Below are 24,144 nucleotides of genomic sequence, written 5' to 3'. Positions count from 1 at the left end.
CGCCCTTCCCTTTGGACAAAGTCCTAGAATTTCAAGATGATGGGTGTTTTAACCCGCAAGAAATTCACGTTGGACTTCAAAGCCTCGCCAGCCTTGTTGGCACCTTCAAGCTTGAGCTTGTCCAGGAACTCCAGACCGCGCTCCTTAACGTGCGCAAGGTCCTTGCCCCAGATAATGGCCAACGCAAGGTTGGGGTCGAACTCCGTGGGGATATCGTACGGCGTGTCCGTGGGGACGTGCGTATGCATGCTGAACCAGTCTTCCTGCGTCCAGCCGAACTGTTCGATACGTCCCACCCAGGGGGTGAACTTGTTGTCGGGGTCTTCTGCGATCAGGCGGTATTCGATACCCACCCCTTCGAAGGTGATGTCTTTCTGGGTGTAGCCGAGAGGCTCACCGAGACCGATGCGGATCTGTTCCTTGATGAGGTCCACGCCCTTCTCGCCGCGGATGCGGGAGATCATGGCGGAAACGCCGTTTTCCACCTGAATGCGGGTGTTCACTTCCATAAGGAAGGGGCGGCCGTCGCGGGTGACGATCCATTCCCATGTACCCACGTTGTCGTAACCGACCTTGCGGGCCATGGCCAGAGAGTGCTCTGTAATGTCGTCCAGCACCTTCTGCGCATCAAAGGAATAGTTCAGCGCGCTGGGATCGAAGCCGGGGGCTATTTCCAGACGCTTCTGCAGGCCGGTGGACTGAATGGAGCAGTTACGGGTGCCGAAATGCACCGGATTCTTGCCCGTACGGTCAGAAACGACCTGCACTTCAAGGTGGTTGAAGTCCAGCACGCGCTGCTCGATGAGCACGCCGTCGTCCTTGAACTGACGCAGGGCATAGTTGCGGATACGGCGATAGACGGACTTGAAGAGGTCGATATCATGCACTTCTTCAATACCCATGCCGCCGCCACCGGCAGACGCCTTGACCAGAACCAGCGGACGTTCGATGCCCTGCTCTTCCTGAAATTCGAAGAGCTGGCGGGCCACCTTTTCCGCTTCCATTTCATCATAAATGGGCTTGTCGGAGCCGGGCACGGTGGGCACACCAAGACTGCGCGCAAGGCGCTTGGTATTGATCTTGTCACCGAGCTCACGGATAACACGCCACGAAGGGCCAATGAATATAAGCTTGTTTTCGCGCTGCGCCACGCGGCGGGCGAAGCGATAGTCTTCGGCAAAGAAGCCGTAACCGGGGTGAATGGCTGTTGCGCCCGAGTCGTCCGCCACAGCGAGCAGCTCGTTGGCGTCCTGATAGGAGGCAATACGGTAGAGGCTCTTCTCTCCGCCCTTTTCGCGCGCTATGCGCACATGGCCGGATGCGGCGTCTTCCGCAGTGTGTACACAAACGAAATCCAAACCCAGCTTGATGCAGGCCTGAACGATGCGGATGGCAATTTCCCCTCTATTTGCCACCAGCACCTTATGTTTTTTTGTTTGCACCTAGTTCCCTCGATATGGTTTCAATCAGTCTTCTTCAGATCCAGCGTGTTTGTTGGCAATGCTTCGCTTCTGGACTTCCAGCACCAGTTTGTCGATTCTGGCCTCCTGCCTGAGATCAAGCGGCAGATAGTCGAACCCCACAATGCCGTTGTCCAAAACACGGACAACCTGGCACGGAATTGCACCTACATACAGTCGTTGTTTGATCAACAGGTCCATTTTGAGGGAGTCGCCCTGCTTGAATGATTGGGTATGGTCAAGGATCGCGAAGCCGGTGGCACTGATATCCTTTACAGGATACCTTTTCTGCCTGTCCGCAAACCATCCTTCCAAACCCGGGACCTGTGCCCGGAAGGCCCGGCGAAGAGATTCGCCGTTGTCGAGAGAAAAATCGTAGCTAGTCACGCTGCATTGCCTGCCTACTTGCCTACCCGGCGCTCAAGCACAAACTCAACACGTCTGTTCTTGGCCCGGTTCTCTTCACTTGTATTCGGTAACAGCGGGTCTAAATCACCAAGTCCCGTTGCTGTCAACCTGTTTGATTCAATGCCCGACCGCACAAAAAAGCGTAACGCATTCACCGCCCGGAGGGCGGAAATCTCCCAATTATCCTTGAAACGACTGCCCGGTAAGGGCTGCGAGTCGTCAGTATAACCCTTAATATTGATAGTCTGGGTCTTATTTTTTAGAAAAAAATCTCTCAGCGTGGCGAGCATCTTTTCTCCTTCAGGTGAGAGTTCCACTTCACCCTTGGCAAAAAGTACCCCCGAAGGCACCTTGAGGGTGATAACCCCCTCGTCGAACACGGCACCGACAACGCCTTCAACACCCTTCTGGTTCATGAAGGTGCGGACATCGGAAAAAACCTTGCGCTGCGATTCGATTAGCTGCTTCTGCAGCCGCACGGAATCCAGAATGGCGGCATCATCTCTCCGTACGGTTGTTGTAAGCAAGTCTTTATCTTTACCGCCGAAGACCTCGCGGACCGTGAGGAAAGAGTCGGTAAAACGCTTTTCGTCAATAACCGACATGGAAAACAGGAGAACGAAGAATACCAGCAGCAGCGTGGTCAGATCGGCAAAGGTGACCAGCCAGTCTGCGGTGCCCTCTTCTTCGAGTTCGACGATGTTATGATCATCTTGCACTCTTGCGCTCCTGAGGTGGCAGGAATGAACTCAGCTTTTCATACACCAGCCGCGGGTTGTTGTTCTCCAGAATCGACTTGGCGCCTTCAAATATGATGTAAAGGTGCACTTCTTCCTGCAGAGTACGCGCTTTCAGCTTGCCTGCAATAGGCAGGAAAAGCAGGTTGGCCAGCAACGCCCCGTAAAATGTGGTGATAAGAGCCACAGCCATGGCAGGGCCGATGGCGCTGGGGTCGTCCAGCCGCGCCAGCATCTGCACAAGGCCGATGAGCGTGCCGATCATCCCGAAGGCAGGCGCGACCGCGCCAAGCCTGTTGAACACGGCGATGGAAACGGCATGGCGCCGCTTCATGGTGGCAATCTCGATCATCACGGTGTCGCGGATGAGCGCGGGGTCGGCATTGTCGGCTATAAGCTGGCAGGCTTTTTTGAGCAAAGCGTTTTCCGTCTGAATGTTCTCAAGAGCCACAAGGCCCTCGCGACGGCTGATTTCAGCAATGCGCACCATGGTGTTGACCACTTCCTGCGGCCGTACCCGCCGGCCGGCGAACACCTGAATGCCACCGGCGAAGGCGTGGATGACTTCCTCGAAGGGAAAGGTGACGCTTATTGCGGCACCCGTGCCGCCGAGCACAATCATGATACTGGGAATATCGATGAAATCACCCAGCGAGCCCCCCATGAAAATAGCGCCGATAACAAGAGCAAAACCGAGTATGATCCCAAGTAGCGTTGCAATATCCATATGTTCGGCCTATACAACCATGGTGTGCGGACTGTGGCAAAGTCGATCACGACAGCCGGAGTCCTTTTCCGCTGCCATGCCCCCCGAGGCAATGACCAACTAAATATATTCAGGAATGTTATGCAAAAACCAAAAAAAGTCCAGAAAGCTGTCGACACGTTGCAGGTTCGCCTTGCCGGTCTGCCCGCTCCCAGAGTGGGAATAGTTCTTGGTACCGGTCTGGGAGGGCTGGCAGACGCCATGCAGGTTCAGCTTGCCGTTCCCTATGCTGAGATTCCGGAATTTCCCCGCTCCACCGTGCAATCCCACGCCGGACAATTTCTTTTCGGCACACTGGGCGGCGTTCAGGTGGTCATGCAGCAGGGCCGCAATCATCTGTATGAAGGATATGACCCTGACGACGTATGCATGGGTGTGCGCTGCATGGCCGGGCTCGGCATAGACACCTTCATCGTCACCAACGCCGCAGGATGCCTTAATCCGCAATGGGATGCCGGAGACCTCATGGCCATCACCGACCATATCAATTTTACCGGCAGAACCCCGCTTGCGGGCGAAAACCATGACGCATGGGGCCCCCGCTTTCCCGACATGAGCCGGGCATATGATCCTTCGCTGGTGCGGCTGGCCATGGAGCAGGCAGACGCACTCGGCATACGCCTTGAACGGGGCGTCTATGTGGGCGTGCATGGCCCGCAGATGGAAACCCCTGCCGAAACCCGCATGTTCAAGAGACTGGGAGCCGACGCCGTGGGCATGTCCACGGTCATGGAGGTCATCGCGGCCCGCCACTTGTCTCTCAGAATACTGGGTTTCTCCTGCCTTACCAACAAAAACTTGCCCGACTGCATGGAAGACGCTCCCATCGAAGTTGTCATCGCCATGGCGAACAAGGCCGGCGGCAACCTTGCACGGCTCATCGAAAGCGTGGTCGGCAAGCTGGCCTGATCCGGAGTACCCTGCACACATTCTGCGCGAATATCTCTTCCGGAAGAAAAACCGCCCGATGCCTCACGACACCGGGCGGTTTTATTATTTTTCCAGATCCGCCTGTATTTCCTGCATCAGCTTCATGGCATCATTCAGCTTGCGGGCGTAGGCGTCATTATCAACGGTCCCCGCCAGCACACCCAGCCGCTGGGTCAGGTCCAGCATGGTCGCCGAAAGAACCGCCTTGCGCGCCACGGCGTCAAAATCCGAAACACTGTCGAGCCGCTTCTGCAAAGCCGCCACATCAGTCTTTACGACGTCCAGCTCCGCACGCACTTCGCCCTGCTGGGCCACGCGTTCCACTTCCTGCCGCAGCCCGGATACGTTCTGCGTCACGCCGAAGCCGAACACAACCGAAACAATAAGCGCCAGCAGTGCCACAACCATGGAAAGGTTCAATCCGCGGCGGCACGCACCATTCGTTTTTTCCTGCTCCTTGCCCATCTTCACTCCCTTATATGTCGCCGTGTTCCGTTATTTTTTCATCTTCATACGGCGCCAGTTTCTTTCTGTACCACTCCATCTTGGCATGTTCCATGGCGCTTGAACACATGGAAAGCTTGGTATAGCTGGGGCCAATCCGGTCTATAAGCAATGTGGAAAGTTTGTAGATGCAGTAGTTGAGCTCGCCTTCATTGCCTATTTCGGCTGCGCACGCTTCCAGCGCGGCATCGAACACGGCGCGGCGTTCTTTCGGAATGTATGGCATGTCTTCTCCTTTTACGGACCTTCTCAAACGCGATCCCGCCCCACTCTGTTGCGCCGGAGTACAGAGATACTCCACCCACCGGCGGATTCTGCAATACCTGCGCCCTTCAATATCGTGGTATACAATAAACTAATCCGGCTCAAGATATTGCCCTATCTTACAGATTAATCTACGATACAAAACGGGGATAGGGATGAGACCACAGTCTGATTGCACACACTCTCGCTAATCTTGCATCCGGCAGGGGGCCGATGCAGGACAGACTGTTCATACGCATATTCTAACACATATGATGCGGTAGCAGAGTGAGCGAGCCTAACGCCGACATTACCATCTCAATTTCAGAAGACGGACTCAGGGCCGTTATTTCCGATTGCCCGCGGGGCAGCAACGGTATCTGCAATATTTCCAGAGCACAGATAGACCGCGCGCTTGAAAAAGCCGGCGTGACAGAAGCCCCCTCCTCCGAAGACATACGGTTGATCATGGAGGCAGCAGCGGGCGGCAAGGATGTCAACGGCATGGTCGTTGTGCGGGGCAAGCCTCCCGTTCCGGCAGGCGACGCCACCATCAAACCCTTCGGGGATTTCACACGCCCCGTATTCCCCGGTGAAGCCTTTTGCGAGATCATAAAGGCAACGCCTGCGAAAGACGGCACGTCCGTCACCGGCAAGCCCATCAAAGCTCCCGGTGAACAACAGGGGAAAAGCATAACCTTTCCCGAATCACCCAACTGTTTCATAGACTCGACAACACTGCAGATCCGGTCCGAAGTGTACGGTCTTGCCCACTTTGACAAGCTGAGCCTGCATGTCAGCCCTCTTCTGACAGTAACAAAGGCCGATATGGCCGCGCAGGCAACCATATACGCCACGGACATGCGGGGCAAAGAGCTGACAGCAGCCCGCATGGAAGAAGCCCTGAAAGCTCTGGAAATAACTTCCCCTCTGGAAAGAAACCGGTTCCTCAAGGCCGTGCAGCATGCCAAAGAGAGCGGAACCGAGATTCCCAACGTCATTCTTGCCCGGGGCCTTGAACCTGTGCACGGAAGAAACGGCTGGTTCGAACTGTACGCCAAGGACGACCGCTCCGATGTGGGAGTTCAGGATAACGAAGGCAATATCGATTTCAGAGCACGGGGAGTCATACGATCCGTTGCTGCGGACGATATTGTGGGCAAACTGCACGCCCCCACCCGCGGCGTTCCCGGCAAGGATATCTTCGGCAGGGTCATCCCCGCCCATGACGGTGCCGTCTTCCGCATCACTCTCGGCGAGAATGTGGAAGCCACCGAAACCGGCTCCGAATTCCGTGCTCTTATCGCGGGCATGGTCTTCTTCGTGCGCAACACGCTTTCCGTAACGGAGGTGTTTACCACACGCGGCGACGTGAACATGGGCACCGGCAACCTTGAACTGGAAAAAGGCTCTGTCCATGTCAAAGGCGCCGTGCTTTCCGGCTTCAAGATCATCTGCCCGCGCAACGTGCTGGTGAACGACACCATTGAAAGCGCAGTGGTAGAGGCAGGCGGCGACGTAGAGGTGAAGGGCGGCATCATCATGGACAAGGGCGGCCGCATCGTCTCGCAGGGCAGTATTTCAGCCATGTTCGCCAAGGGCGCCACCATTGAAGCGCAGGGAGATGTGAATATCGCCCACGAGATGACCAACTGCATTGTCTTTGCCGGACAGAACGTCATTGCCACCAAGGGGCGGGGCAAGATCATCGGCTCCACGGTCCGGTGCGGCGGCTCCCTCATCGCGCATGAAGTCGGCTCTGAACTTGGCGTAGCCACCACCGTATTTCTCGGCATTGAGCAGGAGACCACCGACCATTCCGAACGTCGGCGCGAGCTGAACGCCCTGCTGCAGAAGGTATATGCCACGCTGGGCACCGGCGACCCGCGCACCATTCTGGTGAACACTCCGCCCGCGAAACGGGAAACCGTGGCACAGCTGCTGAAGATGCGACTTGGTGCGGAAAAAGAACTGCGGGAAATTGAAAGCACCATTCAACAGGAACGTGTTGCCATGAAAAAGGCCATTCAATCCAAGCTTAAGGTGACCCGCACCATATATCCAGGTGTGGTTGTCCACAGTTACGGCCAGATATTCAAGGTACAGTCGCCCATCGAACACAGCAAAATATTCTTTGATCCTGACGAACAGAAGATCATCGTCCTTTCGCTGTAATCCTGCTTTGCGTGAGCCTGCTCATCCAATCTGTCAAAGCAACACTTGCCCTTTCTCTTCATTAGGTATATGCCGCTGCAACGCAGATCCTGTCCTGATACGACATCTTCCGCTTTTTTCTCCCTCCGACTTGGTTCCGACGCAGGAACAGCATATATAAAAGCAACAGCTTTCTTTACGAGGATATTTTTTTGAAAAACATCATCACGAACGACTCCGTGCGTAACGTGGCCATTATCGCCCACGTTGACCACGGCAAGACTACCCTTGTGGACGCCATGTTCCGTCAGGGCGGCATTTACCGCGACAACCAGGAAGTCAGCGACCGCGTCATGGACAGCATGGACCTGGAACGCGAACGCGGCATCACCATCGCCGCCAAGAACTGCGCCGTGCGCTGGGGCGACCGCAAGATCAACATCATCGACACCCCCGGCCACGCCGACTTCGGCGGAGAAGTGGAACGCTCCCTCTCCATGGCCAACGGCGCCATCCTGCTGGTTGACTCATCCGAAGGCCCGCTGCCCCAGACCCGCTTCGTACTGAAGAAGACGCTGGAAGCGGGCCTCAAGGTCATTGTCGTGGTCAACAAGATCGACCGCAAAGACGCACGCGCCGATGAAGTGCTGAACGAAATCTACGATCTTTTCATTGATCTGGACGCCAACGACGCACAGCTCGAATTTCCCGTGCTTTACGCCATCGGCCGTGAAGGCGTGGCCATGCGCAACATTGATGACCCGCGCGAAAACCTCACCCCCCTCTTCGAAACCATCGTCGAGCAGGTGCCCGGTCCCGCACATGATCCCGAAGAACCCTTCCAGATGCTGGTGGCCGACCTTTCCTATTCCGAATACCTCGGCCGTCTGGCCGTTGGCCGTGTGTTCCACGGCAAGGCCCACAACAACGACGCCCTCGCCTGCATAGGCGCAGACGGCACGGCAAAATCCCTCAAGGTTTCCAAGCTGCAGACCTACGACGGCCTGCAACTGCGTGAAACCAAGGAAGCAGAGCCCGGCGATATCGTCGTCATTTCCGGCATTGAAGACGTGGTTATCGGCGACACCATCTGCACCCGCGACAAACCCCGTGCTCTCAAGCGCATCAACGTGGATGAACCCACCGTTTCCATGCGCTTCTCCATCAACACTTCTCCGCTGGTAGGTCAGGAAGGCAAGCTGGTTCAGTCCAGCAAGATTCGTGAGCGCCTGCAGAAAGAAATGCTGCGTAACGTGGCCATACGCGTTGAAGACAGCGAAGAGCGCGACAGCTTTATCGTGAAGGGCCGCGGCGAATTCCAGATGGCCATCATCGTGGAACAGATGCGCCGCGAAGGATTCGAGCTCACCGTTGGCCGCCCTGAAGTTATCTACAGAGAAGTAGACGGCAAGACCCACGAACCCATCGAACAGCTCTTCATCGACTGCGACGAGTCATTCCTCGGCATCGTGACTGAAAAGCTTTCCGTGCGCAAAGGCCGCATGAACAACCTTATCAACCACGGTACCGGCCGCATCCGCATGGAATTTTCCGTGCCTTCGCGCGGCCTCATCGGCTACCGCGACGAGTTCCTTACCGATACCAAGGGTACCGGCATCATGAACTCCCTGTTTGCAGGCTACGAGCCCCACCGCGGCGAGTTCCCCACCCGCTTCACCGGTTCGCTGGTGGCCGACCGTGCAGGCGCTGCCGTCGCCTACGCCCTGTTCAACCTCGAACCGCGCGGCGAACTGTTTGTTGTACCCGGCGAGCCCATTTATGAAGGCATGATCGTGGGCGAACACAACCGTGACAACGACATCGACGTGAACCCGGCAAAGGGCAAGAAGCTGACCAACATGCGTGCCTCCGGCAAGGATGAAGCAGTTACCCTTACCCCCGTGCGCCCCATGACGCTGGAACGCGCCATCCACTTCGTACGCGAAGACGAACTGGTGGAAGTTACCCCCCAGTCCATCCGCCTGCGCAAGTCCGTGCTTTCCGCCATGGAACGCCACCGCATCTTCGGCAAGAAGAAAAAGGAAACCATGTAAGCTTTCCTCGGATACAAGAAGCAAGGCCCGCCGGAACACCGGCGGGCCTTTTCTTTTGTGCACACATGCGGTTATGCAGCAAAATGTATGGTGGTTTTTGTTCGGAGTAATTTGCAATGGCAGGCTGGGTATGCTAATTTCTAAGACAAATATGTTTTGAAATGCTGCAATGGTCTTAGGAGTTTGTCTTTATGTCAACAGCCTGTCGTCGTTGCGAAAAACTGCCGGACGCTTTGTGTGAGCGGGGGATTCTATACCTTGTCCCGCCAATGCGCGAAAGCGAAGAAGCATTGGTTGCGTATCTGTCTGGCGCAGGGTTTAGCTATGCCTCGCCCTTTGCCGGAGCTGTTTCTGTGCCTGTCGGTCATGGTGATGTGGCGCGCATGTGCTCAGAATTTTTTGAGACGCTCGGCACGCTTGAACAACAGGACACCAAGACCTTGCTAATGCCGAATGGGGCAATACCTTCAATTCCAGACTTTATGCGAATGCAGTCCTTGTCAGCGTTGGTGGCAAGGTGTCAGGGGGGCTGGCTCTCTGATATTATTGAAAAGGATCGAATTGTTATCCATTATCATCCCATCGTCTCGGCGCACGACCCGCAGCAAGTGTTTGCGTATGAATGTCTGGCCAGGGGGTTGGACGATAATGGCGCTATTATTCCCCCCCTGCGTATGTTTAGTATCGCCCGAAGAGCTGACATGCTCTTTACTCTGGACCGTGCTTGCAGGCTGGCTGCAATACGCGATGCCCGGATATATAGTCTTGATGCCAAGATGTTCATCAACTTTAATCCCACGGCTATTTATAGACCCGAGTTTTGCTTGCGAACAACCATGGCGGCAATTGAAGAAACAGGTCTCAAGCCTGAAAATATTGTGTTTGAGGTGGTAGAGAGTGAAGAGACACATGATGTCGGCCATCTTCTTTCTGTATTGGATTATTACCGCGAGCGCGGATTTAAGGTTGCGCTGGATGATATTGGCGCCGGGTATTCTTCGTTAAACCTGCTAGCCAAACTTAAGCCCGATTATATTAAGCTTGATATGGAGCTTGTGCGTAATGTTGATGCCGACGAGTATAAGTCTGGAATAACTTCTGCTTTGTTGGAACTTAGCAACAAGCTGAATATCACTTCCGTTGCTGAAGGCGTGGAAACGCAAGGTGAATGGAACTGGCTGAAAGAGCACGGTGCAGATCTGTTGCAAGGGTACTACTTTGCCAAGCCTGCTCCTGTTCCACCGATACCCATCATTACGTTATAAGTCTTCGCTATTGTAGAAGGGATAACGATGACAAAAGGGGGACGCATTTAGGGTTCCCATTGTTGGCTACACTGTTTGTTTAATGACGTGTGGAATGTGAAACGCGTTTAAGTCTATCAGGAAGAAAAGACCGTCCTTATCGGGGCGGTCTTTTTACGTGGGGTAGCAACGATGCGAAAATACGAAAACTCAGTCTGCTTTGCCCATTCTTAAGGATCATCTCTCATTTTGCGGGCGCTGACTGAACTGGCTGCTACAGGAGCGCAACAAAAGCTGACTGCATAAGAAAACGCCCCGTCTGGGGAAACGGGGCGTCAAGCAGGTGTGTCACACTCAGGGAGGCTACGGGAGTCTCGTGCCCACCGAGGGCATTATGCCCGTAACAGGTACGCCCGACTTGCCGGAACTGCTTGCAGCGAGGGTGCGCATTTCCGAGTTGAGCGGAATTGTCTGGCTGGACATGGCAAGCACTTCATTACTTCCCGCATGCAGCAGGCGGGTGTTGAACCGGATGCTCTTGCGGGACTGGGTATAGGTGGTCACCATGATGATGGAGCTGCGCACGTTCTCGTTGCCCAGCAGAGTCTGGCGACGGGTAAGAAGCAGTTCGCCTTCCTGCGGTTCAAAGAGCACGGTGCGGCCCTTGCGAATTTCCTGCACTTTGTAACCGGACTGCACAAACCACAGGGCCAGTTCTTCACCCATCTGGCGTGCGAGCGGCGAGGAAAGCTCAAGGTTGTTGAGATCAACGGGCGTGGTCACGATAAGCGTATATCCCTTGGCCGGTCCTTCAAGCAGATTCAGGCGCTCCACCAGCTGGGCATCCAGCATTGCCCCCATCTTGAAGGCAGCGGACGGCAGAGTAACCGCCGGAACCACAACCACCTTTTTCTCTTCTTTCATGAAATCGAACATGCCCGCAGAGGCGGCCATAGGCAGCAGCAGGCACACAAGCATTGTCACGGTACGGATGATGATTTGCAACATGGCTGTTCTTCCTTGCAATACGCGCTATCGCAGCGTCTTGATCAGTCTGTCGACCGACTGCAGTTCTGCCACAAGGGCGTCACGCATGGCTTCCTCGCGTGCGGACGCGAGTGCCAGCAGGTAGTGTTCGCGCGCCAGTTCATAGCGCCCTTCGGCCACATACTGCCGCCCCATGTAGAAATTATGCAGGGCATTGCCGTTATAGGGGGCCACAACCACTCCGGGTGCGGGCGGTGCGGGCGGTGCGGGCTTTGAAACAAGCCCGTCAAGCATGGCACAGCCTTCCAGCGTCAGCAGCGCGACAAGCAGTATGAAGAGAGCGGTCAGACGTTTCATACGCGCCCCCTAGTGGAAGTCCTCGCCCAGATCCAGTGCGGTCAGATCCGTGGCGCGGGTCATGGTTTGATAATCCTGCATGCCTACAAAAGTTTCTTCCAGCCGTGAGCCGGTATTAGCGAGCATGCGTTTTGATACACCGGTCTGCGGAAATACCAGTTGGGCCGCCCGCAGAACCATACCGTCGGCGGCACGGAACATACGCACGTTCACAAACACGTTTTCCTTGTCCTGATAGTAGGTTCCCGCCACGAACATGACGGTGGGGCTGTCAGCGCCGATACGCTGCTGCTGGCGCGAAAGCAGAAATTCACCCTGCCCCCGGCGCATGCTGAGCTGGCTTTCCGTACGATACTCGCGCACGGGAAAACCGCGCTGGTTGAATTCGTAGAACAGCGCTTCGGCAATATACCGGCCAAACGACGAGCTTTCTTCAAAGTCGTCCTGATTCACCAGCGATACCGGCATGGCCGTGATGCCACGCAATGCGCGTCTATCAAGTCCGGCAAGCAGCTGGTCCGCCAGTTCGCGCACTTTCAGCTTCAGTTCCCGCGCGGCAACATTGGCCGGATTGGGCTCGGGCCTTGCGCCTTCCTTCCAGATCATGCCCCCCCTTCCGTCAGGCAGCATGACGCCGCTGTCCACCTTGCGCATGACATGCATGGGCACGGTGGCTCCGTCGAGCACCATAGTTTCCTGCTTGGGGTCCACGCGCATGGCCGTGCCGGGATCGAACTCCTCGGCAACGCCGGTATACTCCATAGCGTTCATCACCGGTCCCTGCGCCGAATACACTCCGGCAGCAGGCGCTGCGGCACCGCCATTCGAGTCATCCGCCATGGCGGGTAAGGCAACGGCCACAGCAAGCAGCAGGGCCGAAATATTTCGTAATGATGTAAGAGACATCCCTGTCCTCCGTAAACCGGACGGCCTGCGTCCTTGCTGGCCATTGCTTTTTCCGGCTGGGTCCTTCTGTCCAACCATATCGGTTCCCGCCCGAAATACTTAAGCCCGGTAAAAAATAATCTCCACCGCCTTACACTTCCTCCATGAATGAAAAAAGGGCGGCCTCAGAGCCGCCCTTTCTGAATGCAATATGGTCTGCTAGAAGCGCTGATCCTTGTGCCAGCGCCAGGCCGTTTCGATTATCTCGCGCACATCGGTGAATCCGGGCTGCCAGCCCAGAACAGAACGTGCCTTTGCACTGTCGGCCACCAGCATGTCGGCGTCACCTGCCCGGCGCGGTGCCATTTCGTGGGGCACGGGCTGACCTGTCACCTCTTCTGCGGCGTTCAGCACTTCCTTGACGGAAAAACCGACGCCATTCCCGAGGTTGAACACGTGTGCTCCCTCATTATCCCGCATATGCAGAAGCGCCCGCAGATGAGCATCCGCAAGGTCATTCACATGAATGTAGTCACGCACGCAAGTGCCGTCGGGCGTTGCATAATCGTCGCCGAACACCTTGAGCTGCGGTCCCGTTCCAAGAACGGCCCGCAAGGTATTGGGGATGAGATGGGTTTCAGGATCATGCGATTCGCCCAGCTCGCCGGAAGGATCAGCCCCCGCTGCGTTGAAATAACGGAAGCAGACAGAGCGGAAGCCATAAGCAGCGGCATAGTCCTGCAACGCCTGCTCAACCTGCAGTTTGGAACGTCCGTAGGGGTTGAGCGGCGCAAGGGAATGCTGCTCGTCTATGAGCGAGGAACTTGCCTGCGCCCCGGAGGCAGCGCCCGCATGGGAAACGGGGTTGCCATACACGGCCGCCGTGGAGGAGAAGACAAAGCGCTGCACGCCCTCTTCCCGCATGGCATCAAGAAGATTCAGGGTGCCTATGACGTTGTTTTCATAATAGGCGGCAGGATCGGCCACGGATTCCGGCACAATGCTCTTGGCGGCAAAATGCATGACAGCATCGAAAGAATGCTCCGCCAGCACCCGCCGCAGGGAGGATTTGTCGCGCAGGTCGCCGAGCGCAAGCAATTCGGCCGGAACGGCCTCCTCATGCCCGGTGGATAGATTGTCAAACACGATTGGAGAATGCCCCTGCTCAAGCAGCAGCTTCACCATGTGGGATCCGATGTACCCCGCCCCGCCGCATACAAGTACATTCATTGGTGTACTCACGGCCAAACACCTCTCTGTAATAATTGTCGCCCGATTGCCGGAAGCGTTACCGGTCCGGTCAGTGCAAGAGTATCCCCTCTGCCGCAACGGAACAAGTCCGCAGTCGGCCCCTGTCCTCCGCCGCCATGCTGTTGCCATGCATGCGCAGTTGCAGTACCCTGCTTTAAGGAGGCTATATACCAAATGATACACTGCTTGCAAACAGCAACATTGATTAACGGAATACCCAAAGCCATACATGCCGGGGGCACTGTAACGCGTTGCAGCAATCCTTTGCTATGCCTCTTCGCCTGCCTCTGCCTGCTGCTCGCAAGCCTTGCCGTGCCGCCTTCCGCCCGGGCGGAGGTGCCGGACCCGGCAGCGCTGCGCCGCATGGCCGACCAGATGACAGACACGGGCATTCTGCCGGACCAGATTCCCTCGCTCTCACGCCCCAGCTACATGCCGGTTCCCGATGCGGCCCTGAGCATGGATGACGAGGAACAGGTGTTCGTGGCCCGTTTTCCCGGTGCCATACGCATCTACCCCCAGCGGATCATGGTGTATCATGAAGTCGTCAACGAAGAGTTTGACGGCATGCCCTACAGCATAACCTACAGCCCGCTCACGGGCGGCCTTGTGGGCTACCACGGCAAGGCGGGCCGCTTTGACACAAGCTTCGGCGTTTCCGGCAGCCTGCTGAACGCAAACACGGTTCTTTTTGACCGCGCCACAGGCAGCCTGTGGCCGCAGCTGCTCGGCATGTCCATAAAAGGCCCCCTGCTGGGAGCCAAGCTGCAGCGTTTCCCCCTTATCTGGACCACATGGGAGCGCGCCGCACGCACGTATCCCGACGCCATGGTGCTTTCCCGCTCCACCGGCTTCAACCGCCGCTACGGCACAGACCCGTACGGTTCCTATTCCAACCCCAATTCCTATTACCATTTCCAGCAGATTACCTATCCCGTAATGAACAGGGATAACCGCCTGCCGCCCAAAGAGCGCATAGCCGCACTGGAACAGGACGGGCAGTACTACGCCCTGCCCTACACCGCTGTCCGGCGCGAGGGTGCGGTGGACTTCACGCTGGGCATCACGCCCATGGTGGCCATATGGGACAGAAAGCTTGCCACGGTGCGGGTATTTGAGCGCGTTGCCGCAGAAAAGACCATTGAGTTCTTCATGGAGAATGACAAGCTGCTGGACAAGGGTACCCGTTCGGAATGGTCACACGACGGCGAAGCACTCTTCGGCATACTGCGAGGTGCCACCCTTACGCCTGTGGCAAGCATGGACTGCATGTGGTTTGCGTGGTCAGCGTTTTTCCCGGACGTACAGATACTGCCGAGACAGTAAACCGCCATACGGAGCGCTCCGCCGACCGCCAGTCCGGCAGGTGACCGAATCCGGAACAGGATGGGGAACAGCCAAGGAAACAACCGCCTGCCTGATGAATATCAAGATCAAGCTTGCAGACAGCCCATGTGTATGGCCGTCAGGCTCTCAGATTATCAGGCAATTTCCGGAACAGACGGAAGGAACGCCTGCCGTGAATCACGTCCAGCAGAACCTCTCTTCCCACGCGCACGCCCCACTTCACCAGCGGGTTCAGACCGTTGCGGTCAAAGAAATATAGTACGCGCTGCATACGGCGTGAACCGAGAATCTCGCCATACACGTCGCGCCGGAGTTCACGCATGTATTCGGCTTCAGGCGACCGGTGCCTTTTCAACGAGCGGCATATGCTCTCGCCTGCCGCCTCGCCGGAACGGATGGCAAAATAAATGCCCTCGCCGAACACGGGTTCCACAAGACCGCCGGCATCACCGGCCAGCACGCCCTTTCCGTGCACCAGACGGGGGAGATAGTTCCCGAAGGGCAGCGGATGCCCCTTGAGTTGCAGCGAATCCGTATCGTGTATCCCCAGTTCATGGCAGAACACACGGAACAGCGCCGCGATATTGCCCCCTCCGGGCATGCGTCCGCCCAGTCCCACGACAACGTGGTCGCTGTTCGGAAACACCCATCCATACCCTTCGGCAATAGGGCCGATATGCACTTCGGGAACGGCAACATCTTTAGGATACTGCGCACGCGGAATGCGCACTTCCACAGTCGAGGCAAGCGACTTTGTCCATGCCCGCTTGTCCACGGGAAAGGAGCGTCTGACAACGCTGTTGGCACCGTCCGCGCCGATTATCCGGCGCCCCCGAACCATGCGCCCGTCACGCAGCACCACTGCCCCTGTGGCCAGATTCACATCTCTCACCGGCACACCGGTGAGCAGGTCGGCTCCTGCCTCCACCGCACGGTCCAGCAGCCATGCGTCCAGCACGGCGCGCTCGACGAAATGGAAGGGGTAGTCATACACATCGTCGCAAAGAGGTTTGCTGTCGAAGACTATCCGGTAGCCATTTGAGGAGTAGTTGATGATGCCGAGGCGGACGAGATCCTCATCCGTGGTTCCGTGCAGGCGGTTGACGATGCGCACCGTCTTGCGAGACAACAGACCACCGCACAGTTTTTCGCGCGGCAGATCGGACGCCTCGATCACCAGAACGGAACAGCCTCTCCTTGCCACGGCCAATGCGGCTGTGGCTCCGGCGGGGCCGCCTCCTACTACTACGACATCATACTCAGACCGCATGAAACCCTCCTTGCGTTGCGGGCGGCCGTGTATGGCATTAAAACCATAAATCGTGATTCTTACAAACCGGATACGACAATGCCCACCAGCGTGCAAGCCATGATTTTCGATTTTGACGGTACTCTCGCCCATCTTACGCTGGATTTCGGCGTAATGCGCCGCAGAGCCATGCAGGCCGCAGGCGATGCCCTGCAGACCATGGCCGCAACGCCCCTGCACGCCCTGCTGCCGGAAGACGACGGCCGCCCTGTGCTGGAATGGCTGGAACTGGCTGGCAGCCGGGTGGCACCGCATTGCGGCATAACGGCACGGGCCATGATCAAAGCCGCGCACGATGCCATCGAGGATGTGGAGGTGGAAGCGGCATCGCGGGGCAGCCTGTTTCCGTGGACAAGGCCCCTGCTCACCGAACTGCGGTCGCGCAATGTTCCTGCTGCGGTCATAACCCGCAACTGCCGCAAGGCCGTGCTCGCGGTGTTTCCTGACCTGTACGAATACTGCACCTGCCTGCTGGCACGCGAAGACGTCCCCAAGGTCAAACCGGACCCGGACCACCTGCTCAGAGCACTTGCCCATACGGGCGTACGCCCTGAAAACAGCATGATGGTGGGAGATCATCCCATGGACATCCAGACGGGCAAGGCGGGCGGCACGCTCACCGCCGCCGTGACCAGCGGCAATGCGTCGCATGCACAGCTGGCGGCCTCGGCACCCGATTATCTGGCGGAAAATTGTCTGGAATTGTACGAGATACTGTGGGGCATGCGGCTGGACTGCGCGGTCAGCACGCCCTGATAAACGCCCTGATACTCGGCCTGATACTCGGCCTGATGCTATGCCTGATGCTATGCCAGATACTCTATCTGATGCTCTGCCAAAGAGATACTGGCATAAATACGGACATAAATAATGACAGACCAATACGGACGGCAGAACGAACCGCTGCAAGCGGAAGCGATCAGGGCTGCCCGCACACGAAAATGGCAGCACCGCCCCGGAACAGGGACACTCGCTCCTGCACTTTCAGCCCCGTCCGATGCACCATGCCCTGCAACGCCCCCGCAGCCATGAAGGCGCGATAACAGCGCCAGTGGTCACCGCCGACCATCCGCTCCGGCACCTGCATGAGCCACTGAAACGGCAACTCAAGATTACGCTCCGCCAGCGTGTAGTCCACGAACAGGCCGTATCGCGCCACGCGCAGAGCCTCACGCACAACAGCCTCGGCCACGTCCAGAGGCTTTTCATGCAGGGCAAACGCCACCAGAGCAACATCAAAACTCCGGTCAGCAAAAGGCAGCGTGGTCCCGTCGGCACGGGCAAGAGCGGTTGTGCCTGTTTTGCGGGCTGCATCCAGCATGGCCCGCGACACATCCACTCCGGCATAGCGGACCTGTGTCCCCTGAAAAAAAGCTGCCTGCCGCGCCGTACCGCAACAGATATCCAGCACCCTGCCAGCCCCGAGACGTGCGCACTGCTCCGCTACACTACGGCGCACTCCATCCAGAAAAGGATTGAGCAGCCTGTCGTAGTGCGGGGCAAAGCGTGCGTATTCGTCCATGGTGACAGTATGGTGTAAATAGTGACTATCGCGACACGAGTGACAGGAGTGACAGGTCCGGCTAGCGGGACCCGAAACGCTCTCGGATAAAGCGTTCCAGCCGGTTCATGCCTTCATTGATGTTCTCCAGCGAGTTCGCATAGGAGAACCGGATATAACCTTCCGCGCCCTGACCAAAATCGATGCCGGGAGTAACACCCACGTGGGCGTTTTCCAGAATCTCGAAGGCGAACTGGTACGAATCCATAGACCAGTGGCGGGCATTGCCCAGCACATAGAAGGCTCCGGTGGGCTCCACGGTAATGCCGAACCCAATCTCTTTGAGCCTGCGGATCATGAACTTGCGCCGTTCATTGTAGATGAGCTTCATCTTGGCCACTTCCGCTTCACATTCGCGCAGTGCCGCAATACCGGCACACTGCGAAACAGCGTTGGGCGATATGAAAAAGTTCTGACACAGCTTGTTCAGCGTGCGCATGCACTGCTTCGGAGCGATGAGATACCCGAGGCGCAGTCCGGTCATGGCGTACAGCTTGGAGAAGCCGTTGAAGACAAAGGCGTTGTCCGTGTATTCGAGAATGGAATGCTCCTCCCCTTCATACACAAGGCCGTGATATATCTCGTCCGAAATGATGGGAACACTCATATCCGCAATCTTGCGCATGCGTTCCGGCGACAGCAGGTTGCCGGTGGGGTTGGAGGGCGAGTTGATGAAGATGGCCTTGGTGCGGTCCGTCATCTTTTCGCGGATGGCAGCTGCGCGGTACTGAAAGCCGTCTTCCTCGAAAACGGGTACTTTGACAGGCACGCCGCCGTGGAAGGTGATGAAGCTGGGGTAGCAGGCATAGTGAGGATCGGAAAGGATGATCTCATCTCCCTGCTCCAGCAGCGCGCCGAAAAGAAGCGACATGGCAGGAGACGTGCCGTTGGTCACCACAATCTGCTCCGGCGAAACTTCCACCCCGTAGCGCTTGAGATAGTCTTCCGCAATGGCTTCCCGCAGGTCCGTCGTCCCCATGGAATGCGTGTAGTGCGTCCGCCCGTCATACATGGCGCGGCAAACCGCATCGCGCACGGGCATGGGCACGTCAAAATCTGGCTCGCCGACCTGCAGATGGATGATATGCTTGCCCTCCCGCTCCATGGCGTGCGCCCGTTCCAGCACATCCATGACGTAAAAGGGCTTTATGTCCCGGGTCCGCGACGTCTCTACGCATGCCATCTTCATTACCGGCCTCCCGACCTGCACCATTGGAGTTCATTGAGAAATAACAATCAGGAAGAAATATACCATATCTTTCCGGCTGCATACCCCTCTTTTCCGGTACAGGCTTGACCATACTCTCATGCAAGCCATATAGTTGATTACGCGGGCAATATCATTTGAAGAGTCTTTGCCGGATCGTAGAATCGGCTTTTATGAAATTCACCAGCATACCGACGGGACATGCAGAAACAAACGGATACACTCGGCAACCTGCTTGCCGCCTTGCAAAATACGCACGATCTGGGCGCGCTTTCTCCCCGCGACGTGTCCGCACTGCTGGAAGAAGCCCGAAACGCCGTCACGGTATTTGAAGAGAAGAACGGCCATGCCCCCGCCCAGGCTGTCCCCATGGCGCTCGCCGTCAGGAACATTGCCGCGCAGGATGCTTCCGGCAGCATTCTCGTATACTGCCTGCGCTTCTGGCTCTCCATGCCAGTGGCCTGCTGGAACCACGCCATACAGCACCTTGAAACCGCCCCCCAGTTCAACCTGTGCGAACCCGGCCTGAACAGCCTGCCGCTGTATTGCAAACTGCTGCTGGTGCACGAGGTGCTGCGTAACGGCATAGGCACGGAAACGCAGCTCGGCAGGTGGACACAGGCATTTCTTGACCGGAGCGAAAACTGGCCTTTTCATGAAATTCTGCAGTTCATGAACACCCTGTATACGGCCAAGCGTGTCCTGAACCTGCAGATGGCGGAACGCCTTGCGCACCTTAAGATACCCCAGCAGTGCATCGCGCTGGTGGAATCACCTGTTTCCGACGAAATGGCGAAGCTTGCGGCAACAGCCCTGTGCATCATGGAGCAGCCTCCTTCCACAGCCACATTCACGGCCATAACGCCCCGGACCGGGACAGCCCACATTATCCTGCTGATGCAGGCGTTGAGAACAAACCCGCCTTCGCCCCTGCCCAATCCTCTTCTGAAGGCACTGGTCAAACTCGCCTGCCACGAAGAGCCAAAGGTGCGAAAAGACGCCCTGTTCACCATGGTTGTTCTTAACGTGCCGAATCTGATAAACATATTTCTCCTTGTGATGCGCAAATTCACAAGGGACCGTAATCAGTTCTATCCGGCTCTGCTGTTTCTTTCTCCGGAACAGTTTTCAGAATTTCTCAGCCTGATGCCGCCCAAACTCAAGCAGGATGCGCTGGGCTATCTGCTCCACCTTTTCATGGAAGGTGCTGCCGACCTTGTTTCCCACTCTCTGACCAGCGCCGCCCATCTTCTGAAAGGGCTGCCTGCGGATACGGCTGCCGAACTCAAGAGGTTTGTGCTGTCGTGCCACAAGAAGCGCTATGTGGAGCCGCTTCCGAGTTCGGTGCGCCCGCAGCGCAAGCCGGGGGGAACAGCCAATACCCGCAAACGCGAAGAAGCCACGCTTTTCGGCAAGAAAAAGACAACTCCCGAAGAACTGTTTGCCAAGACCATTTCCACGCCATCTGCCAAGGCTGCGAACAACAATTTCAGCGGCATGCGCCAGTTGGGACAGACCATTGCCGGTATCGAATTTCCGGATACGGATTTTTCCGGCAGTGTGTTTGAGCGTTGCATCTTTGAGCAATGCACGTTCAGACGATGTGACCTTTCACAAAGTGCGTTCACGGACTGCACATTCCTGAACTGCCGTTTCGAGCAGTGCACCGCGGGGCAGATCCTCCTCGACAACTGCACAATTTCAGGCTGCACACTGGCGGATACGGATGCCTCTGAAGCGGACATATACCGCTCGACCTTCACCCGCGTTCTGGCGGACAGACTGATTCTGTCTTCCGCACACTTCCACTCCTCCGCCTGCAACGAAACAAGACTCAGCGAATCGGTTCTGTGGGAAACAAGCTTCACCCGTGCGCAGATCCACGCCTCCCACTTCAGCCTGTGCGACTTCACCCGCGCCTCTTTCTTCGGCTCCACGCTGCGCGGCTGCACTTTCCGTGAGAGCACCTTCAACCACAACATCTTCGAGCGCACCAAGGCCGAGCACACCTTCTCGTGGGCGGGCAACTACTATGGCTGCATCTTCCGGCAAACTCTGTGCGACGAACCCCATCTGCTCATGTCCGGAGAACACAGGCGGTTCAATGATCTCATGGAACTGGCCGGAACTCTGCCACCTGCCGCCGTTCCCCGCTGGTGCCGCACGGTGGAGCCGCTTGCCGAGCACGTGATAAACACGATTCTGCAATTCCGCAGCGTCCTGCGCAGCCGCTACCACTTTCTCAGACGAAACAACCAGCGCATCGACCTTACCTGCAGCGTTCTTGAAACGCAGCGCGCGGAGTTCTTTCTTCTGCTGCCTTTACTGCTTGAGAGCAGACTGTTCGAAAAGCAATTCTTTCCCAACTATCGCTGGCCCGTCTGCACCATATCCGGCTACGCGCCCACCCTTGAGACCCTGCGCATTGCCCGCAGCCTGTTCTGTGAACAGCAGGCTGCACCGGGACAGCAAACAGACCCCGACGCCCTGTCTCAGCTTCTGGCAGACCAGCCCGCCCCTACCGTCACAGTAGACGCTATCTACACCATCGGCAGCGTGGGCTCTGTCGCCATGACAGGCGATTCGGACATTGACTACTGGGTAAGCATTGATCCGGCGACCTGCACCCCGGACGCCATCCGCATGCTCGGCACCAAGCTGGATCATATCTCCCGCTGGGCGCAGGAGACCTTCGGGCTTGAGACGACTTTTTTCGTCATGAACCGCGAGGCCGTCATCCGCAACGACTTCGGCATTTCCGACAAGGAAAGTTCAGGCTCGGCACAGGCCCTGCTGCTGAAGGAAGAATTTTACCGCACCGCACTGAAGGTCTGCGGCAGGGACCTTGCGTGGTGGGCCATGCCATCAGGCGCCGGAACAGAGTTCCATGCCCACCGGCTGCAGGAACTGACAACCCTGCCCTTCCACTCCGGCGACTGTTTCGTCGATTTCGGCCTCGTAAAGGCCATCCCCGATGAGGAATACTTCGGGGCTGCCCTGTGGCAGATTGTGAAGGCATTCAAGAACCCCTTCAAGTCGGTGATGAAACTGGGCATTCTCGAAGCGTACCTTTCCACACCGGAAAAACCCCTGCTGTGCGAAGAGATCAAGCAGCATGTTGTTCACGGCAGCCGCAGACTGCTGAAAACCGACCCCTATGTCACGCTCATGCGCGCCCTGCAGGAGCATTATCACGCCTCCGGCAACAAGGAAGCCGCCGCCCTGCTGCAGACGGCCTTCATGGCCAAGCTGCATCCTGCCGGACAGGGCAAGGCCGCAGAAAACAAATTGCTGCAGACCCTCAGAACCCGCGCCGTAAACGAACTGTATGGCTCGGGCGCACTTGTCGGCCAACAGGACTTTGAAAAGGCCAGAGAACTGGGCGACAAGCTGAATACCTTCTTCCTCAAGTCCTATGCCTCGTTGCAGCAGAAGCTTGAGGCGCGGCAGATCGTTGCCCGCATATCCCCAGAAGACATAACCAGACTGGGCAGAAAGATCTTTGCCACGTTTGCCCCCCAGCAGGACAAGATCGGGCGTCTGCCCTTTGTGAACAGCATGGGGCGCACCATCCGCGAACTCTTCTTCAAAAAGGACAGCACACCGGGAAGAAAGAAAAAATGGATAGCCATGGGCCTGCCGCAGGGTGTTGCCTCACGGCGCGAGGCATTTGTCGAGGTGCGGGCGGAAAACGATCCTGTCTGCCTCATGGCGTGGCTGGTGGCCAACGGCCTCTATTCGCCCGATATGCACGTGGAAGTGGACATGACCCTGTCGCCCATAGCAGCGCAGGATGTTACCTCACTGCTGCAGGGCCTGTATGAATTCTTCCCCAAATCAGTGCTGGATACAGATGCGGAAGAAACACTGCAGAGCGAAAAGATATTCAAGGGCTATCTGGTACCCAACTTCGCCCTGCCCCGCGATACGAGCACCTGCAAGCAGTTGAGCGTGGTGTATGTGACAAACTGGGGCGAGATGTTCTGCTCCACGCTGGACATTGCAGACTCCGTACAACTGGCCAAGTCCTCCCGTGCCTATCTTGCGCGGGAACTGCCGCGCAAGCTGACCATGGAAACAGAGCTTATCTGCCTCATCCCGTACAAGTCCCGCACGCCGAGAATATCCACGGCCTAAGTATATGCGCAGCGTGCGCCATCTCTGCATCTTCCCGACAGGACGAGTATACCGCGACCGTCTGCCACAGGCGGAAACAATGCAAAATTGTTCCGGCCAACTTGCAGCACCCTCTTGCTTTGCTGTGCAACAACTGGCAAGTATATAACACTTGTGCCGTCACGATACAGTCACGCTGCCACACTCGAACATGGGGGTTCTGTCCATGGCTGCAAACGGACTATCAAAAGACAGGCTTAGCCTTCTGATGAAGCTGGAAGAGATAATGTCGTGCTGCTGCAATGAGCATACGCAGAAGCATTACATCAGCAGGAATGAAGATGATGAGAGCAGCAGGCAGGGATACCCTGCCACATTCTACAAGGCCGGACGTCAGACGCAGAACTGGGAACTGCTTACGGACGGCGAGATTGACGAAGCCATCATCATGAACGGCGTATACAAGTTCGGTGCGGACCAGATACCTGTATACCGCAATCTTGACACCTTGCTGACGTATTTGGAGACACACTATGATCTGCGGGTGCCTAAATAACAGCTGTCGCTGATGTACACATCTTTGAAACAAGAAAGCCCCACCTTCCGGAGGGGCTTTTCTTGTCT

Annotated in this window: 21 protein-coding genes; 8 read left to right on the top strand and 13 right to left on the bottom strand. The window is 56.8% G+C overall.

Features of this window, described 5'->3' with window-relative positions:
- Positions 1-23: 23 nt before the first annotated feature.
- From HUV30_RS08985 to HUV30_RS08970, 4 genes are read right to left on the bottom strand one after another with little or no spacing between them, the layout of a single operon-like run.
- Positions 24-1,442, bottom strand: a complete 1,419-nt coding sequence (locus HUV30_RS08985; protein WP_174405106.1) for an ATP-binding protein — start codon at positions 1,440-1,442, stop codon at positions 24-26.
- A 24-nt stretch (positions 1,443-1,466) separates the two neighbouring features.
- A complete protein-coding gene (locus HUV30_RS08980) occupies positions 1,467-1,847 on the bottom strand; it encodes a PilZ domain-containing protein (RefSeq protein WP_174405105.1) in 381 nt (126 codons plus the stop codon).
- A 14-nt stretch (positions 1,848-1,861) separates the two neighbouring features.
- Positions 1,862-2,587: an OmpA/MotB family protein gene (locus HUV30_RS08975; RefSeq protein WP_174405104.1), complete on the bottom strand. Its 726-nt coding sequence runs from the start codon at positions 2,585-2,587 to the stop codon at positions 1,862-1,864.
- Entirely contained in the window at positions 2,577-3,332 is a 756-nt protein-coding gene (locus HUV30_RS08970; protein WP_174405103.1) for a motility protein A, read from the bottom strand. The genes HUV30_RS08975 and HUV30_RS08970 overlap by 11 nt, the downstream gene beginning before the upstream one ends.
- Positions 3,333-3,452: 120 nt before the next feature.
- Between HUV30_RS08970 and HUV30_RS08965 the strand changes: the two genes are divergently transcribed.
- Entirely contained in the window at positions 3,453-4,280 is an 828-nt protein-coding gene (locus HUV30_RS08965) for a purine-nucleoside phosphorylase (RefSeq protein ID WP_174405102.1), read from the top strand.
- Positions 4,281-4,364: 84 nt separating this feature from the next.
- Here HUV30_RS08965 and HUV30_RS08960 read toward each other — a convergent pair whose 3' ends face one another.
- Entirely contained in the window at positions 4,365-4,766 is a 402-nt protein-coding gene (locus tag HUV30_RS08960) for a hypothetical protein (protein WP_174405101.1), read from the bottom strand.
- A gap of 10 nt (positions 4,767-4,776) precedes the next feature.
- Positions 4,777-5,031, bottom strand: a complete 255-nt coding sequence (locus tag HUV30_RS08955; protein ID WP_174405100.1) for a DUF6899 family protein — start codon at positions 5,029-5,031, stop codon at positions 4,777-4,779.
- 305 nt (positions 5,032-5,336) lie between these two features.
- Between HUV30_RS08955 and HUV30_RS08950 the strand changes: the two genes are divergently transcribed.
- The 3 genes from HUV30_RS08950 to HUV30_RS08940 all read left to right on the top strand — a co-directional run bounded on the left by HUV30_RS08950 (position 5,337) and on the right by HUV30_RS08940 (position 10,521).
- Entirely contained in the window at positions 5,337-7,223 is a 1,887-nt protein-coding gene (locus HUV30_RS08950) for a FapA family protein (RefSeq protein ID WP_174405099.1), read from the top strand.
- Positions 7,224-7,414: 191 nt separating this feature from the next.
- Entirely contained in the window at positions 7,415-9,256 is a 1,842-nt protein-coding gene (gene typA / locus HUV30_RS08945) for a translational GTPase TypA (RefSeq protein ID WP_243452128.1), read from the top strand.
- A 191-nt stretch (positions 9,257-9,447) separates the two neighbouring features.
- A complete protein-coding gene (locus tag HUV30_RS08940; protein WP_174405098.1) occupies positions 9,448-10,521 on the top strand; it encodes an EAL domain-containing protein in 1,074 nt (357 codons plus the stop codon).
- Positions 10,522-10,863: 342 nt separating this feature from the next.
- On the opposite strand, the gene HUV30_RS08935 is transcribed toward HUV30_RS08940, so the two are convergent.
- The 4 genes from HUV30_RS08935 to galE all read right to left on the bottom strand — a co-directional run bounded on the left by HUV30_RS08935 (position 10,864) and on the right by galE (position 13,959).
- Positions 10,864-11,508: a FlgO family outer membrane protein gene (locus HUV30_RS08935; RefSeq protein ID WP_174405097.1), complete on the bottom strand. Its 645-nt coding sequence runs from the start codon at positions 11,506-11,508 to the stop codon at positions 10,864-10,866.
- 24 nt (positions 11,509-11,532) lie between these two features.
- Positions 11,533-11,844: a hypothetical protein gene (locus HUV30_RS08930; RefSeq protein ID WP_174405096.1), complete on the bottom strand. Its 312-nt coding sequence runs from the start codon at positions 11,842-11,844 to the stop codon at positions 11,533-11,535.
- 9 nt (positions 11,845-11,853) lie between these two features.
- Entirely contained in the window at positions 11,854-12,750 is an 897-nt protein-coding gene (locus HUV30_RS08925) for a FlgO family outer membrane protein (protein ID WP_174405095.1), read from the bottom strand.
- 198 nt (positions 12,751-12,948) lie between these two features.
- A complete protein-coding gene (gene galE / locus HUV30_RS08920) occupies positions 12,949-13,959 on the bottom strand; it encodes a UDP-glucose 4-epimerase GalE (RefSeq protein WP_174405094.1) in 1,011 nt (336 codons plus the stop codon).
- Between the two features lie 285 nt (positions 13,960-14,244).
- Between galE and HUV30_RS08915 the strand changes: the two genes are divergently transcribed.
- Entirely contained in the window at positions 14,245-15,306 is a 1,062-nt protein-coding gene (locus HUV30_RS08915) for a DUF3179 domain-containing protein (RefSeq protein WP_174405093.1), read from the top strand.
- Between the two features lie 139 nt (positions 15,307-15,445).
- Here the strand turns inward: HUV30_RS08915 and HUV30_RS08910 are convergent, their stop codons facing one another.
- On the bottom strand, positions 15,446-16,597 hold the full coding sequence (locus HUV30_RS08910; RefSeq protein WP_174405092.1) for an NAD(P)/FAD-dependent oxidoreductase: 1,152 nt from the start codon (positions 16,595-16,597) through the stop codon (positions 15,446-15,448).
- Between the two features lie 78 nt (positions 16,598-16,675).
- On the opposite strand from HUV30_RS08910, the gene HUV30_RS08905 reads away from it, so the two are divergent.
- Complete coding sequence (locus HUV30_RS08905; protein WP_174405091.1) at positions 16,676-17,392, top strand: HAD family hydrolase; 717 nt, start codon at positions 16,676-16,678, stop codon at positions 17,390-17,392.
- Positions 17,393-17,555: 163 nt separating this feature from the next.
- On the opposite strand, the gene HUV30_RS08900 is transcribed toward HUV30_RS08905, so the two are convergent.
- Both HUV30_RS08900 and HUV30_RS08895 read right to left on the bottom strand, forming a co-directional pair.
- Entirely contained in the window at positions 17,556-18,158 is a 603-nt protein-coding gene (locus tag HUV30_RS08900; RefSeq protein ID WP_174405090.1) for a class I SAM-dependent methyltransferase, read from the bottom strand.
- A 61-nt stretch (positions 18,159-18,219) separates the two neighbouring features.
- Positions 18,220-19,380: a pyridoxal phosphate-dependent aminotransferase gene (locus HUV30_RS08895; RefSeq protein ID WP_205245229.1), complete on the bottom strand. Its 1,161-nt coding sequence runs from the start codon at positions 19,378-19,380 to the stop codon at positions 18,220-18,222.
- Between the two features lie 225 nt (positions 19,381-19,605).
- Between HUV30_RS08895 and HUV30_RS08890 the strand changes: the two genes are divergently transcribed.
- Positions 19,606-23,541, top strand: coding sequence for a class I adenylate cyclase domain-containing protein (locus HUV30_RS08890; protein WP_174405088.1), 3,936 nt, complete (start codon positions 19,606-19,608; stop codon positions 23,539-23,541).
- A gap of 205 nt (positions 23,542-23,746) precedes the next feature.
- Positions 23,747-24,076, top strand: a complete 330-nt coding sequence (locus tag HUV30_RS08885; RefSeq protein WP_174405087.1) for a hypothetical protein — start codon at positions 23,747-23,749, stop codon at positions 24,074-24,076.
- The last annotated feature ends 68 nt before the right edge of the window (positions 24,077-24,144 follow it).

It is taken from the genome of Desulfovibrio subterraneus (assembly GCF_013340285.1).
Classification (GTDB): Bacteria; Desulfobacterota; Desulfovibrionia; order Desulfovibrionales; family Desulfovibrionaceae; genus Halodesulfovibrio; species Halodesulfovibrio subterraneus.
The sequence above is the reverse complement of the archived record's forward strand: the minus strand, read 5'-3'. Positions and strand labels throughout refer to the sequence as shown.

Excerpts from the sequence above, each read along its gene's own strand:
- HUV30_RS08970 (WP_174405103.1), bottom strand. The coding sequence starts at position 3,332 with ATGGATATTGCAACGCTACTTGGGATCATACTCGGTTTTGCTCTTGTT.
- HUV30_RS08965 (WP_174405102.1), top strand. The coding sequence starts at position 3,453 with ATGCAAAAACCAAAAAAAGTCCAGAAAGCTGTCGACACGTTGCAGGTT.
- HUV30_RS08960 (WP_174405101.1), bottom strand. The coding sequence starts at position 4,766 with ATGGGCAAGGAGCAGGAAAAAACGAATGGTGCGTGCCGCCGCGGATTG.
- HUV30_RS08955 (WP_174405100.1), bottom strand. The coding sequence starts at position 5,031 with ATGCCATACATTCCGAAAGAACGCCGCGCCGTGTTCGATGCCGCGCTG.
- HUV30_RS08940 (WP_174405098.1), top strand. The coding sequence starts at position 9,448 with ATGTCAACAGCCTGTCGTCGTTGCGAAAAACTGCCGGACGCTTTGTGT.
- HUV30_RS08935 (WP_174405097.1), bottom strand. The coding sequence starts at position 11,508 with ATGTTGCAAATCATCATCCGTACCGTGACAATGCTTGTGTGCCTGCTG.
- HUV30_RS08930 (WP_174405096.1), bottom strand. The coding sequence starts at position 11,844 with ATGAAACGTCTGACCGCTCTCTTCATACTGCTTGTCGCGCTGCTGACG.
- HUV30_RS08925 (WP_174405095.1), bottom strand. The coding sequence starts at position 12,750 with ATGTCTCTTACATCATTACGAAATATTTCGGCCCTGCTGCTTGCTGTG.
- galE (WP_174405094.1), bottom strand. The coding sequence starts at position 13,959 with ATGAATGTACTTGTATGCGGCGGGGCGGGGTACATCGGATCCCACATG.
- HUV30_RS08910 (WP_174405092.1), bottom strand. The coding sequence starts at position 16,597 with ATGCGGTCTGAGTATGATGTCGTAGTAGTAGGAGGCGGCCCCGCCGGA.
- HUV30_RS08905 (WP_174405091.1), top strand. The coding sequence starts at position 16,676 with ATGCCCACCAGCGTGCAAGCCATGATTTTCGATTTTGACGGTACTCTC.
- HUV30_RS08900 (WP_174405090.1), bottom strand. The coding sequence starts at position 18,158 with ATGGACGAATACGCACGCTTTGCCCCGCACTACGACAGGCTGCTCAAT.
- HUV30_RS08895 (WP_205245229.1), bottom strand. The coding sequence starts at position 19,380 with ATGGCATGCGTAGAGACGTCGCGGACCCGGGACATAAAGCCCTTTTAC.
- HUV30_RS08890 (WP_174405088.1), top strand. The coding sequence starts at position 19,606 with ATGCAGAAACAAACGGATACACTCGGCAACCTGCTTGCCGCCTTGCAA.
- HUV30_RS08885 (WP_174405087.1), top strand. The coding sequence starts at position 23,747 with ATGGCTGCAAACGGACTATCAAAAGACAGGCTTAGCCTTCTGATGAAG.